This window comes from Streptomyces hazeniae (genome assembly GCF_031845485.1).
Classification (GTDB): Bacteria; Actinomycetota; Actinomycetes; order Streptomycetales; family Streptomycetaceae; genus Streptomyces; species Streptomyces hazeniae.
This window is the reverse complement of sequence record NZ_JAVREQ010000007.1, coordinates 72831-86549: the sequence shown is the minus strand read 5'-3', so window position 1 is coordinate 86549 and position 13719 is coordinate 72831. Positions and strand designations below refer to the sequence as shown.

The 13719-nt window shown below is 75.9% G+C and carries 11 protein-coding genes and 2 tRNA genes; 9 read left to right on the top strand and 4 right to left on the bottom strand.

What is annotated here, in order from left to right; all coding sequences use genetic code 11:
- Positions 1-20 precede the first annotated feature (20 nt).
- Positions 21-389 carry a hypothetical protein gene (locus tag RM572_RS10245; RefSeq protein WP_027762680.1) on the bottom strand — a complete coding sequence of 123 codons (369 nt, stop codon included), beginning with the start codon at positions 387-389 and terminating at the stop codon, positions 21-23.
- A gap of 351 nt (positions 390-740) precedes the next feature.
- Here RM572_RS10245 and RM572_RS10240 point away from each other — a divergent pair, with 351 nt between their 5' ends.
- The 6 genes from RM572_RS10240 to RM572_RS10215 all read left to right on the top strand — a co-directional run bounded on the left by RM572_RS10240 (position 741) and on the right by RM572_RS10215 (position 9779).
- Positions 741-1379, top strand: coding sequence for a GNAT family N-acetyltransferase (locus RM572_RS10240; RefSeq protein ID WP_311672952.1), 639 nt, complete (start codon positions 741-743; stop codon positions 1377-1379).
- Positions 1380-1542: 163 nt separating this feature from the next.
- Positions 1543-2766, top strand: a complete 1224-nt coding sequence (gene cbiE / locus RM572_RS10235) for a precorrin-6y C5,15-methyltransferase (decarboxylating) subunit CbiE (protein ID WP_311672951.1) — start codon at positions 1543-1545, stop codon at positions 2764-2766.
- 281 nt (positions 2767-3047) lie between these two features.
- Positions 3048-6314, top strand: coding sequence for a nicotinate-nucleotide--dimethylbenzimidazole phosphoribosyltransferase (gene cobT / locus RM572_RS10230; RefSeq protein WP_311672950.1), 3267 nt, complete (start codon positions 3048-3050; stop codon positions 6312-6314).
- Between the two features lie 238 nt (positions 6315-6552).
- Positions 6553-7767 carry a uroporphyrinogen-III C-methyltransferase gene (cobA, locus tag RM572_RS10225; RefSeq protein WP_311672949.1) on the top strand — a complete coding sequence of 405 codons (1215 nt, stop codon included), beginning with the start codon at positions 6553-6555 and terminating at the stop codon, positions 7765-7767.
- Between the two features lie 7 nt (positions 7768-7774).
- Positions 7775-8593 (top strand): TrmH family RNA methyltransferase, encoded by an 819-nt coding sequence (locus tag RM572_RS10220; RefSeq protein WP_311672948.1) that lies wholly within the window; start codon positions 7775-7777, stop codon positions 8591-8593.
- Between the two features lie 70 nt (positions 8594-8663).
- A complete protein-coding gene (locus RM572_RS10215) occupies positions 8664-9779 on the top strand; it encodes a MerR family transcriptional regulator (RefSeq protein WP_311672947.1) in 1116 nt (371 codons plus the stop codon).
- Between the two features lie 90 nt (positions 9780-9869).
- Here the strand turns inward: RM572_RS10215 and RM572_RS10210 are convergent, their stop codons facing one another.
- Positions 9870-11108, bottom strand: coding sequence for a serine/threonine-protein kinase (locus RM572_RS10210; RefSeq protein ID WP_311672946.1), 1239 nt, complete (start codon positions 11106-11108; stop codon positions 9870-9872).
- Positions 11109-11689: 581 nt separating this feature from the next.
- Here RM572_RS10210 and RM572_RS10205 point away from each other — a divergent pair.
- The 3 genes from RM572_RS10205 (at position 11690) to RM572_RS10195 (ending at position 13477) form a co-directional block, all read left to right on the top strand.
- Complete coding sequence (locus tag RM572_RS10205; protein WP_027762673.1) at positions 11690-11902, top strand: hypothetical protein; 213 nt, start codon at positions 11690-11692, stop codon at positions 11900-11902.
- Positions 11903-12118: 216 nt separating this feature from the next.
- Positions 12119-13159, top strand: a complete 1041-nt coding sequence (locus RM572_RS10200) for a phosphotransferase (RefSeq protein ID WP_311672945.1) — start codon at positions 12119-12121, stop codon at positions 13157-13159.
- 45 nt (positions 13160-13204) lie between these two features.
- Complete coding sequence (locus RM572_RS10195) at positions 13205-13477, top strand: TFIIB-type zinc ribbon-containing protein (RefSeq protein WP_311672944.1); 273 nt, start codon at positions 13205-13207, stop codon at positions 13475-13477.
- Positions 13478-13532: 55 nt separating this feature from the next.
- On the opposite strand, the gene RM572_RS10190 is transcribed toward RM572_RS10195, so the two are convergent.
- Positions 13533-13604 (bottom strand) — tRNA-Val (locus RM572_RS10190).
- Between the two features lie 10 nt (positions 13605-13614).
- Positions 13615-13686: transfer RNA gene (locus RM572_RS10185), tRNA-Val, on the bottom strand.
- Positions 13687-13719 lie beyond the last annotated feature (33 nt).

Genomic DNA, 13719 nt, shown 5'->3' with positions numbered 1-13719 from the left:
GCGTGCCGCGGTCCGCGCGGTCAGGCACCGCCGCCTCCCCACACCTCGTGCAGCCGTGCCTGGAGCACCGCCAGCACCACCGCACCCGCCGCCACGGTGACCGAGCCCCAACGGGTCCGCTCCGACAGCGACACCACCGCCACCGCGGGGACGCAGCACAGCACCCCCACCAGGTAGGCCACGAAGACCGCTGTACCGCCGACGGGCTCGCCCCCCGTCGCCAGCTGGACGACGCCGATCACAAGCTGGACCAGCGCGAGCAGCGTCACCACCGCCATGCCGATGAAGTGCCAGTCCTTGGTCGGTTGGTCGCGGTAGGCCGCGTGACCGCACCAGGCGGCCAGCAGCAGCGCGGCCACGGCGAGCGTGACCGTCAGCGGGGTGAGCATGCTCCGAGTCTAGGAGCCGTCCCCGGCCGGCCACCCGCGACCCCTGCCCGCCCCGAGCGGAATCCGACGCGGCGTTGCTTACGGACGGCCGGTGCCGGGGCCTCCTGTCCCTGCGTCCACGTCACCGACGGTGACGGTCCGTGGCGACGCGTGGGGCGCCACGGGCTCGGGGCGGTCCCGGACCCATCCCGCACCGCCAGTCGCGACGTCGACAAGTCGACCCGAGGCGCCGGACCCCGCCCCCAACCCGGGCCCGGCGCTGCACAACCGCCGCCGCATGCTGCATGCTTGTGCACTGCTGCAACCCCTGGGACCCGCCCAGATCCCCAAGGCATCGGCATGGAGCGGCGCATGACACCCACCTTTCCGGACATCTCGATCAGCACGGAACGGCTGGTGCTGCGCCCCTTCGACGAGGCCGACGTTCCCGCGCTGACCGAGATGATGAACGACGAACTCGTCGCCTCCCGGAACTCCGCACCCGCCCCCTACACCGACGCCGACGCCCGGGACTGGGTCACCCGCCGCGCCCCCGCGTCCCGCACCCGCGGCGACGGGATCGTCTTCGCCGTCACCGAGTTCCTCACCCAGCGCCTGGTCGGCAGCGTCCGGCTCAAGCGCACCGACTGGCGGCTGCGCACCACCGAGGTCACCTACGCCACCGCGCCCTGGGCACGCGGCGAGGGCTACGCCTGCGAGTCCGTCCTCGCCCTCGTCCAGTGGCTCTTCCAGGACCAGAAGTTCGAACGGCTGGAACTGCGCACCGCCGCCGACAACACCGCGGCCCAGCAGGTCGCGCAGAAGCTGGGCTGCGTCAGCGAGGGCGTGCTGCGCAATGCCTGGATCACCCGCGCCCGCGACGCCGACACCGGCTGGACCGAGGCCCGCACCGACCTCATCGTGTGGAGCCTGCTCCCCGAGGACCTGGACGGGCTGCCCGAGCGCATGGCCGAGGCGGGCGGAACGGTTCCCTACGCCGACTGGAGCTGAGCCTCCCCTGTGCGGGCGGCCTCCGGGCCCCCGGCCTCTCCGCCCGGCGCTCCACGCCCGCGCCCGTCCGGGCCCGCCCGCACCCGGCGGGTCCGCGACGGGCTCCCGGCGGTAGTCTTCGGCACGCCCCCGCCTCCGCGCCCACACCAGGAGTGACCCGCCGATGGCCGACCGCGTCACCGTGATCGGTTGGGACGGTTCCCCGCTGAGCGACTCCGCGCGCGCCGCACTCGGCGCGGCCACCCTCGTCGCCGGCGCCGCCCACCACCTCGCTCTCCCGGAGGTCCCGGAGAAGGCGGAACGGATCCGGCTCGGCAGCGTCGCCCTCGCCGCCCGCCGGATCGCCCGGCACCGCGGCACCGCCGTCGTGCTCGCCGACGGCGACCCCGGCTTCTTCGGCGTCGTGCGGACGCTGCGCGCTCCCGAGTACGGCCTCGAGGTCGAGGTCGCGCCCGCCGTGTCCGCGGTGGCCTCCGCGTTCGCGCGCGCCGGCATGCCCTGGGACGACGCGCAGGTCGTCGTCGCCCAGAGCCGCACCCTGCGACGCGCCGTCAACGTCTGCCGTGCGCACGCCAAGGTCGCGGTGCTCACCTCGCCCGGAGCCGGCCCCGCCGAACTCGCGCTGATGCTCGGCGACGTGCACCGCACCTTCGTGGTCTGCGAGGCCCTCGGGACCGATGCGGAAGAGGTCAGCGTGCTGACCTCCGACAAGGCGGCCGACCACACCTGGCGCGACCCCAACGTCGTCATCGTGGTGGGCGGAAGCCCGGCGGGGGAGAGCGGCGACCAGGACGGCGCGTGGCGCGCCGGCCAGGAGCCCGGCCACCAGCGCGGACCGCGCGGCTGGGCGCTGCCGCCCTCGGCCTTCCCCGAGCAGGAGACGCCGCCCTCCGCCGGTGCCTCGGACCGGCTGCGCGCCGCTCAACTCGCCCGGCTGGGCCCCCGCCCCGGCGACCTGGTGTGGGACATCGGCTGCGGCACCGGCGCCCTCGCCGTCGAGGCCGCGCGCTTCGGTGCCGCCGTCATCGCCGTCGACCGGGACGCGCGCGCCTGCGCCCGCGTCACCTCTGCCGCGCGCCGGTTCGGAGTGCAGGTGCAGACCGTCTCCGGCGCGGCCCCGCAGATCCTCGAGGAACTGCCCGAGCCGGACGTCGTCCGGGTGGGCGGCGGCGGCATCCGTACGGTCGCCGCGGTCGCCGACCGGAGGCCGGCCCGCATCGTCACGCACGCCGCCACGCGCGACGAGGCGGAGGCCGTCGGCCGCGCCCTCGCCGACGGCGGGTACACCGTCGAGTGCGCCCTGCTCCAGTCCGTCGAACTGGACACCGAACGCTGGCAGGAGACCGAACGCACGGTCGTCTTCCTGCTCTCGGGCGTACGCGGCTGACCGCCGGCCGCCGCCACCGCCCGTGCCCCGTACCGCACTTGGCGAGGCACCGGCGGCGAAGTGCCGCTTCTCACTCACCCGTGGCCGGTTCGGCCGCCCGCGGCAGGTAGGCTGATGGACCGTTGTACCGCCCCGGACACGTGAGGATTCGTCCAGCGATGTCCGGCGGGCGCCGGCGGAGACACGTGCCGCAACGAGCGCGCGCTCGTTCTTCCTCCTGGGGCGCGGCGGTCATCCGCCGGGTGGGTGATGAGGGACTACGGATGGGGCGAGGGGTACGCATGACCGACAGCGGCCAGGTCCCCGGCGAGGAACTGCCGGGGTACGCGGACGCACAGCCGGAGCAGCCGCAGCCCACGGCGGCCGTCCACGGCGGATACGCCTACGCCGACCACGACCCGCACGCGGTCCACGACCCGCACGCGGTCCACGCCGAGGCGCTCGGGGACGACGAGGACCTGCTGATGCCGGGTGCGCAGAGCGCGTGGAGCGACGGGCAGTCCTCCTCGGGTCAGTACGACGTCCAGCACGCCGTGCATCCGCCCCAGCAGCCTGCCGCGCAGCAGAACCAGCCGCGCCGCCCGCTGCACCTCGGCCCGCCGGTGCCCGAGCAGTCCGGCGCCGTGCGCACGCTCGCCGACCGCGGCCCCAGCTCCCCGCCGCCGGCCCAGCCGTCCGTCCACGTCACGCCGCCCGTGCCGTACCCCGGGGAGCAGGCGGCCCCCGCCGCCCCCGGTCCGGAGTACCTGGATGCGGGCTACCCCGCCGGCGAGACGCTGCCGGGCCCCCAGCTCGGCCAGGAGCCCTCCCAGAGCGAGCCGTGGACCGCCGCTCCCGCGCAGGAACCGTTCGCGGCCCCGGCGCAGGAGCCCGCCGCCGGCTACGACGCGGCCGCCGAGCCGCTCCCGGGCCCCGACCTGGCCGCCGTGCCGCTGCCGGGCCCCGACCTCGCCGCCGTGCCCGAGCCCCCCGAGCAGCCCGCCCCCGCGGTGGCGGAGCCCCCGGCGCCGGTCGTCGCCGCACCGGAGCACCCCGTCGTCGCACCGGACGCACCCGAGCAGGACGCGGCCACCGGGGCGGAACGGGCCGGCCGTGCCGGCACCGAGGAGGCGGCCGCTTCGGCGGCGGCATCCACCGAGGCGCAGCCCGAGGCAGCAGAGCAGACCGCAGAGCAGGGTGCGGACGCGCAGTCCGGGCCCGCCGAGACCGCGGCGCCGCACGGCGCCGAGGACGCGGCAGCCCATGCCGACGTCGCGCAGACCGGCGCGCCGGCCGACGTGCCGTCGACGGGGACGGCCGGGGAACCCGCGCTCGAGCAGGCCGGGCCGGTCGTCCCCCCGCCTCGCGCACACGGGGACGACCTGCTGGACACCCCCGGGCCCGGCCCGGCACCCGCCGCCGACGATCCCGGCCCGGCGGCCGCAGACGAGACCGCCACCGCGCCGGAGGCGCCCGTCGCCCCCGTCGGTGAGGCACCGGCCGACGACGCCGTCGCGGAAGAGCCCGCGGCGGTCATCGTCCCGGCGGCGACCGGCGGCGAAGAACCGCCCGCGGAACCGGTCGACCCGCCCTCCCCGGCGGAACCCGCCGCGGCAGCCGATCCCGAGGTCCCGGCCGACACCGCTCCGCCCATAAGCGAGGACGGTACGGCTTCCGACGCCACGCCGTCCGACGGGGGTGCTCCCACCGACGAGCCGACCGTCCAGGAGCCCCCGGCCGAGGCCGCCGAGGACACGGAGGATCCGGCCGCCGACCCCGCCACCGATCCCGCAGAGGAGCCGCCCGCCGAGGCCGCGCCCGCGGCCGACCGCGGGCCCGCCGCCCCCGGCTACGACGAGGCGGACCGCGAGGCCGTGCACCGCCTCATGCGCGAACGCCGCGACATCCGCAACGGTTTCCGGCCCGACCCGATCCCGCACGAGGTGCTGCTCCGCGTCCTGGAGGCGGCGCACACCGCACCCAGCGTCGGCCACAGCCAGCCCTGGGACTTCGTCGTGATCCGCTCGGAGGAGACCCGGCGGACCATGCACGAACTCGCGCAGCGCCAGCGGGAGGCGTACGCCAGGACGCTGCCCAAGGCGCGCGCCAAGCAGTTCAAGGAACTGAAGATCGAGGCGATCCTCGACACGCCGGTCAACATCGTCGTCACCGCCGATCCCACCCGCGGCGGCCGGCACACCCTCGGGCGCCACACCCAGCCCCAGATGGCGCCCTACTCCTCCGCCCTCGCGGTGGAGAACCTGTGGCTCGCCGCCCGCGCCGAGGGCCTCGGTGTCGGCTGGGTCAGCTTCTTCGACGAGCGCGAGATGGTCCGCACCCTCGACCTGCCCGAGCACCTCGACGTCGTCGCCTACCTGTGCATCGGCTACGTCGACGAGTTCCCGGCCGAACCCGAGCTGATGCAGGCCGGCTGGTCCAAGCGCCGCCCGCTGTCCTGGGTCGTGCACGAGGAGTCCTACGGCCGCCGCGCCCTGCCCGGGGCCGAACCCCACGACCTGCTCGCCGAGACGCTCCAGAAGATCCGCCCGCTGGACGCCAAGGCGCTCGGCGAGGCGTGGGAACGCCAGAAGCGGATGACCAAGCCCGCCGGCGCGCTGGGCATGCTGGAGATCATCTCCGCGCAGCTCTGCGGGCTGTCCCGGCAGTGCCCGCCGCCCGTGCCCGAGCCCGCCGCCGTCGCCGTCTTCGCGGGCGACCACGGTGTGCACGCCCAGGGCGTCACCCCCTGGCCGCAGGAGGTGACGGCGCAGATGGTCGCCAACTTCCTCGGCGGCGGCGCCGTCTGCAACGCCTTCGCCGGCCAGGTCGGTGCCGAGGTCTGCGTCGTCGACGTGGGCGTGGCGGCCGAACTCCCCGCCTCGCCCGGCCTGCTGCCGCGGAAGGTCCGCCCCGGGACCGCCGACATGACACAGGGCCCGGCCCTCACCCACGAGGAGGTGCTGCGTGCCCTCGAGGTCGGTATCGAGACCGCCCGCGACCTCGTCGCCGCCGGCAACAAGGCGCTCGTCACCGGCGAGATGGGCATCGCCAACACCACGGCCTCCGCAGCCCTGATCGCCGCCTGCACCGGTGCCGACCCCGCCGACGTCACCGGACGCGGCACCGGCATCGACGACGAGACGCACACCCGGAAGATCGACGTCGTCCGGCGGGCGCTCGCGCTGCACCAGCCCGACCCGGCCGACCCGATCGGCATGCTCGCCGCCGTCGGCGGACTCGAACACGCCGCGCTGACCGGCATGATCCTGGGCGGCGCCTCGCTGCGCACCCCGGTCGTCCTGGACGGCGTCAGCGCCGGAGCCGCCGCCCTGGTCGCCCGGCAGATCGCACCCGAGGCCCTCGCCGCCTGCATCGCCGGCCACCGCAGCGCCGAACCCGGGCACGTCGCCGCACTCACCAAGCTCGGCCTGCGCCCGCTGATCGACCTCGACCTGCGCCTCGGCGAGGGCACCGGGGCGCTGCTCGCCCTTCCCATGGTGCAGAGCGCCGCCCGCGCCATGCACGAGGTCGCCACGTTCGACTCGGCGGGCGTCACCGAGAAGAACTGACCCCTCCGACGGGTCCGGAGCGCCGCACCTCTCCGGCGCCCGGACCCGTCGGCGAGTGATCCGCGGTACAGCACCCCGAGCCGCCCCGCCATAAGCTGTGTCCCACGCGTTCCCGCAGGCCGGGACCATCCGGCCGGGCGAGCACCGCCGGGAGCGCGCGGCACCGCCCGACCGCACCTCACCCGCCGCTCCGACGCCGCAGCGGCACCGCGCCATCCCGCAAGGAGAGCCGCACGCGATGCCCGACACTCCCGCCTACCCCGTCGGCCTGCGCCTGGCCGGACGCCGCGTCGTGGTCCTCGGCGGCGGCACCGTCACCCAGCGCCGTCTTCCCGCGCTGGTCGCGGCGGGCGCGGACATCACCGTGATCTCGCCCTCCGCCACGCCCTCCGTCGAAGCCATGGCGGAGGCCGGCGAGATCACCTGGGAGCGGCGCCGCTACCGCGAAGGCGACCTCGCCGACGCCTGGTACGCGCTCATCGCCACCGACGACGACGCCGCCAACACCCGCGCCTCCGCCGAGGCCGAGGCCCACCGCGTGTGGGCCGTGCGCAGCGACGACGCCGAGGCCGCCACCGCCTGGACGCCCGCCACCGGACGCACCTCAGGTGTCACCGTCGCCGTCCTCACCGGCCGCGACCCGCGCCGCTCCGCCGCGCTGCGCGACGCCATCGTCGACGGCCTCCGGGACGGCAGTCTCGGCGCGCCGCACCGCCGTGCCCGTTCCGGCGGCGTCGCCCTCGTCGGCGGCGGCCCCGGCGACCGCGACCTCATCACCGTGCGCGGCCGCCGCCTGCTCGCCGAGGCGGACGTCGTCGTCGCCGACCGCCTCGGCCCGCGCGACCTGCTCGACGAACTCCCGCCGCACGTCGAGGTCATCGACGCCGCGAAGATCCCCTACGGCCGCGCCATGGCGCAGCAGGCCATCAACGACGCCCTCGTCGCACACGCCCGCGCCGGACGCTTCGTCGTCCGGCTCAAGGGCGGCGACCCCTATGTCTTCGGCCGCGGCATGGAGGAGGTCCAGCAGCTCACCCGTGAAGGCATCCCGGTCACGGTGGTGCCGGGCATCTCCAGCTCCGTCAGCGTCCCCGCGGCCGTCGGCATCCCCGTCACCCACCGGGGCGTCGCCCACGAGTTCACCGTCGCCAGCGGTCACGTCGCCCCCGACGACCCGCAGTCCCTCGTCGACTGGGAAGCCCTCGCGCGGCTGCGCGGCACCCTCGTGCTGCTCATGGCCGTCGAGAAGATCGGCGCCATCGCCGCCACCCTCGTGCGGCACGGCCGCGCCCCGGACACGCCCGTCGCCGTCGTCCAGGAAGGCACCATGGCCGCCGAGCGGCGCGTCGACGCCACGCTGGCGACCGTGGCCGGCGTCGTCGAGGCCGAGGGCGTACGGCCGCCCGCCGTCATCGTCGTCGGTCCGGTCGTCGGCGTCGGCGCGGAGGGCTGACCGGCCGATGCCCGAACCACTCACTCTCACCCGCGCCGACGACCCCCGTCTGCACGACTACGTCTCCCTCACCGACGTCGAACTGCGGCGCCGCCGCGAACCCGCCGAGGGCCTCTTCATCGCCGAGGGCGAGAAGGTCGTCCGCCGCGCCCTGCAGGCCGGCTACCGCATGCGGTCGATGCTGCTGACGCCCAAGTGGGCCGACGCGATGGCCGACGTCATCACCGCCGCGACCGCCCCCGTGTACGTCGTCAGCCCCGAACTGGCCGAACAGGTCACCGGCTACCACGTGCACCGCGGCGCCCTCGCCTCCATGGAACGCAGACCGTTGCCCGCACCGGCCCGGCTCCTCGACGGCGCGCGGCGCGTCGCCGTGATGGAGGCCGTGAACGACCACACCAACATCGGTGCGATCTTCCGCAGCGCGGCGGCCCTGGGCATGGACGCGGTGCTGCTGTCGCCGTCCTGCGCGGACCCGCTGTACCGGCGTTCGGTGAAGGTCTCGATGGGCGCGGTCTTCTCCGTCCCCTACGCCCGCCTCGACGCCTGGCCGCAGGGCCTCGACACGGTGCGCGCCGCGGGGTTCGAGGTGCTCGCCCTCACGCCGGACGGCGGCGCGGAGCCGCTCGGCGAGGTCGCCTCCGTCCGGGCCGGCGCGCGGGTCGCGCTGCTGCTCGGCGCCGAGGGCGACGGCCTCACGCAGCGCGCCCAGCGTGCCGCGGACCGGCGCGTGCGCATCCCCATGGCGGCCGGCGTGGACTCCCTCAACGTCGCCGCGGCCGCCGCCGTGGCCTTCTACGCGGTGGCCTCCGGCTCCCCCGGGTGACACCGTCGCGGCCGCCCGGTCGGGTCATCCGCTTGACCCTCACGCGGCGTGATGCCGCATCGTCGTCGGCATGGAGGAACACCTAACCGTGGGCCGCGTGGCCGAGCTGGCCGGCGTGAGCGTGCGCACGCTGCATCACTACGACGAGATCGGCCTCGTGCCGCCGTCCGCGCGGACCGCGACCGGGTACCGGGCCTACTCGGCGGGCGACGTGGAGCGGCTGCGGGAGGTGCTCGGCTACCGGCGGCTGGGCTTCGGCCTGCGGGAGATCGCGGACCTGGTGGACGACCCGACCACCGACGCGGTCGCCCGCCTGCGCCGGCTGCGCGGCCTGCTGCAGGAGCAGCGCGACCGCCTGGCCGCCACGGTGGCGGCCATCGACGAGGAGCTGGAGGCACGAGCGATGGGGATCCGGACGGAGCCGGAGGATCAACTGAAAGTGTTCGGCGCGCAGTTGTACGAGTCCATCGGGTCCGCCTACCCGGCGACGCGGCGCACGGAGCGGCGGATCGCCGCGAGGATCTGGGACGCGCTCGGAGAAGCCCGTACGGTCCTGAATGTCGGGGCCGGCACCGGCTCCTACGAGCCCCCGGACCGCGAGGTCACAGCGGTGGAACCGTCGGCGGTGATGCGGGCGCAGCGCCCCGCGGGTGCGGCGCCGTGCGTGGCCGCCGGAGCGGAACGCCTGCCTTTCGCCGATCAGTCGTTCGACGCCGCGATGGCGGTCAGCACCGTTCACCACTGGGCGGACCCGATCGCCGGGCTGCGCGAGATGCGGCGAGTGGCCCGGCGCGTGGTGGTGTTCACCTACGACGCCGGCTCGCCGGGCCGACTCGACCGGTTCTGGCTGACCCGCGATTACCTGCCCGAGTTCGCCGGCCTCCTCGTCGGCTGGCCCTCACTGGCCGACATGACCCGCGCGATCGGGGGCCGCGCCCAGCCGGTGCTGATCCCGTGGGACTGTGCCGACGGCTTCTTCGAGGCCCACTGGCGCCGGCCCGAGGCGTACCTGGAGGACCCTGTGCGCCGTGCGGTATCGGTATGGACCAGGGTCGGGCCTCAGGCTGAGCAGCGGGCGGTGGACAGCCTCCGTGACGACCTCTCCTCGGGCCGCTGGGCCGCACGTAACCGGGACCTCGTCTCCCTCGACGCGGCAGAGCTGGGCCTGCGCCTGCTCGTGGCCTGAGCCCGTGCGCCGGCACGGCACGAGTCGCCCCACGGCTTCACCGGCCACCCCACGGCCATGGCCGGGACGCCGCCGTGCGCGTGGCGGGGGTCAGTGGGGTGCGGAGGACGGGGCGGGCCGGGGGGCGCCCAGCGCGTCGAGGGAGCTCTCGCAGCCCTGGGCCGCCGCGATGCCCAGAGCGACCAGCAACGTCACCGTGACGAAGACGAAGAGCCGCTGCCGCAGCAGCCGCCGGTCGGGGCCGCTGCCCCGGCCCGCCGGTGCGGGCCGGCCGGCCGAGCGGCCGGCGGTGGCCGGCTTCCGTGCCGGGCCCCCGCGCTGCGCGGACGGCCGCTGCGCCGGACGCCGGGCCCCCGTGCGCGGCGACGCACCGGTGCGCGACGCCGGACCGCCCCCGTCGTGCTCGGTGCGCTGCCGCGCGTACTCCTCCGCCCGGGACCCCGTCGGGCGGCGCGGAGCCCGCGCCGCCGCGGCCGGCTCCGCCGGCACGGCGGCGTCCGGCAGACCGCGTGCCTCGCGGGCGGCGATCTCCTTGAGGCGCAGCGAGAGCTGCAACGTGCTCGGCCGCTCCTCGGGGTTCTTCACCAGGCACGCCTCGATGAGCGGAGCGAGCGCCGCGTGCACCCCGTGCAGGTGCGGCTCCTCGTGGACGACGCGGTAGAGCATGACCTCCGAACTGCCCTGGCCGAAGGGGGAGTCCGCGGTCGCGGCGTAGGCGAGCGTCGCACCGAGCGAGAACACGTCGGTGGCCGGGGTCACCGCCGCGCCCCGCACCTGCTCGGGAGCGAGGAAACCGGGCGATCCGACGGCCGTGCCCACGTGGGTGAGGGTGCTCGCTCCCGTGGCCCACGCGATGCCGAAGTCGATGATGCGCGGGCCCTTGGGGGACAGCAGGATGTTGGACGGCTTCACGTCGCGGTGCACGACCCCCGCTTCGTGCACGGCGACCAGCCCTTCCGCGAGGGCGGCGCCGATGGACGCGACCTGCGAGGCGGGCAGTGGGCCCTCCTCGGTCACCTTGTCGTGGAGGGAGGGGCCGGGCACGTACTGCGTGGCGAACCAGGGCCGGCCGGCGTCCAGGTCTGCGGCGACCAGCCGGGCCGTGCATCCCCCGCGGATCCGCCGCGCGGCGGACACCTCCCGGGCGAACCGGGACCGGAACTCCTGGTCCTCGGCCAGGTCGGGCCGGATGACCTTCAGCGCCACGCGCTGGCCCCGCTTGTCGGACCCCAGGTAGACGACGCCCATGCCGCCGGCCCCCAGCCGCCGGTGCAGCCGGAACGAGCCGACGACTCGCGGGTCCTCGCGCCGGAGCCGCATCATCGCCATGTCGTTCCCCTACCTCCGGTGGGAGACCCCAACCGCCGCCGTCCTGCTGACGAGGACAGCTTACGGACTACGGGCGCCCGGCAACGAGAGGCGGCACACGTGCCGTCAGACTCCGTGTCAGTACGGGCCGGTGGCCGTCTCCGCCGTTCTCCGGTCCGGCGGAGCCACCCCCGCACCACCCTGTTCCCCAACTACCGTGCGCGTCGCTCCTTCTGACAGGCCGTCGGCCCGTCGGCGCGTGACCCCGGTGTCTCCGTACCGCCGGGCCCTGCGGGCCGTCCCAGCGGCACTGCTCCGCCTCCTCCGTGAGCGACGTCACCGGCAGCCCCCGACGGCAGCAGGTGACCCGTACGTCCCGGCCCCGCCCCCTCCGGGAGACCCCCGACCTGGCGCGACGCGACTCCACCCAGGGGAGTAGTCCGGCGCCTGCGCCGTCATCCTGCGGGAGGCCCCGCAGTCGGTACGCGGGCATGACGCACCTGCTCCCTCCCGCGCCTAGTGTGGTTTTCCAGCGGCGGGCGAACGCACTCGTCCCCCGAGGTCAGACGCCCGCCGCCCCGAACCGGACAGGAGCTGGAGCCATGGCGCACACAGCAGGGCGTACCGCGTCCCGGGTGCAGGGACGACTGGCGGCGGCGACGTCCGCCTTCGGCGCCCGCCCCGGCGGCCGCCGGCATCCCGTCGCCGCCGCCGTCATGGTCCTTCCGATGGCCCTGCTCCTCGCCGTCGTCTTCGGCGGCGTGGAGGCGGTCGTCACCCAGGCGTCGTCCGTGGCCGGAATACTGGGGCGCTGAGGCGCCCCGGGGCTCGGGAGAGCGGCCCGAGCCGGGGACAGCCGGCCATCAGCCCCGTGGGGACGGGGGTGCGGCGGACGGCAGATGAGCCCGGGCAGCTGGGGAGCTGCCCGGGCTCCACGCCGTCCAGGCCCGCGCCGTCCGGTCCGGCTGCGCACCGCCCGTGCCGCACCGCCCAGTGCCGTCCGTCGCGACCGCCGCGTACGATCCGTGCGCATGCAGCAGCACGCCCCGCCTCCTCCGCCGTCCGGGCCGTCGCCGGCCGCGGAGCTCGCCGCCCTTCTGCCCCCGCCGCGCCGGGAGCCCGTGCTGCTCGCCGACCGCGCCGACGGCACGGTGGTTCGCGCCGGGGGAGCGGTGGCGAAGGCCCACGCACCCGACGTGGACCCGGCCGCGCTCGCCCTACGGCTGCGGGTCGCCGCCGACCCCGCCCTGCGCGGCGTCCTGCTGCCTCCGCTGCGCCCCGAACCGGCCGGCCTGCTCCACGACGGGCGTCCGGCCACGGCCTGGCCGTACGGCGTCCCCGTCGACCCGGCCGATCCGGAGGCGGCGCCGTGGGAGGAGGCCGGGACGCTCCTCGCCCGGCTGCACACCGCGCCGCACGACGAGATCGCCCGCCGCAACGGCCCGCTGCCGCCCATGCGCGGCCCCCTCAAGGCCGCGGCCGCCGTGAGACGGATGCGTCGCGCCGCCCAGGCGGCTCCCGACGCGCCCGCGGCTCCCGACGCTCCCGTCGGCGGGACGACGGGTCGTGCCGCACCGGAGGATGCGCACGCCTCGCTGGACGCCGCGCGCCACGCGGTCGAAGGCGCCTGGGCGCGGTTGCCCGCCTGGTGCCGCGCGGAGGACGCGCCGCCCCCGGAGCGCCCCCGGGCGCTGTGCCACGGCGACTTCCACCTCGGTCAACTCGTCCGCCACCCCCCGCCGGAGGGCCGGTGGCAGCTCATCGACATCGACGACCTCGGACTCGGAGACCCCGCCTGGGACCTGGCACGGCCCGCCGCCTGGTTCGCCGCCGGGCTGCTGCCGCCCGCCGCCTGGGAGCGGCTGCTCGTGGGCTACCTCGCCGTCCGCCGCCCGCCGGTGGACGACCTGTGGGACTGGCTCGACGAGCCCGCGCGGGCTCTCACGGTGCAGACCGCGGCGGTTGCCGTGGCCAAGGCGACACCGGAGGCGCGGACCCTCGACCCGGACGAGCGCGCGCTCGTCGAGGCTTGTTGCAGAATCGTCGAACTCCCCGGCCCCGCCCGGCCGTAGGCTTAAGGAGCCAGTGAAACGACAGGCGAGGAGTTGACGCAGACGATGCAGTGTCCCAAGTGTCGTGCGCCGATGCAGACCTACAACCGCAACGGCGTGCAGATCGAGCAGTGCAGCGGATGCCGGGGGATCTTCCTCGACTACGGGGAGCTCGAGGCGCTGAGCCGCTTCGAGTCGCAGTGGTCGGGCCAGGCGCCGCCGCCGGCGCCGCCCGCCGCCCCCGTACCGCAGTCCTACCCGGCCGCACCCGCCTGGGGCGCTCCGCACCACGGTCACCACGGCCACCGCGGCTTCGGCAGGATGCTCTTCTCCTCCTGACGCCCGGAACGACGTCAGCCCCCCGGCCGGAAGGCAGGGGGGCTGACGTGGCGCGTGGACGATACTGGGATTGAACCAGTGACCTCTTCCGTGTCAGGGAAGCGCTCTCCCGCTGAGCTAATCGTCCGGGACGTGCGTGCGCGATACTGGGATTGAACCAGTGACCTCTTCCGTGTCAGGGAAGCGCTCTCCCGCTGAGCTAATCGCGCGGGGCCGTGCCTCCCACCGCCCCGAGGGCGGTG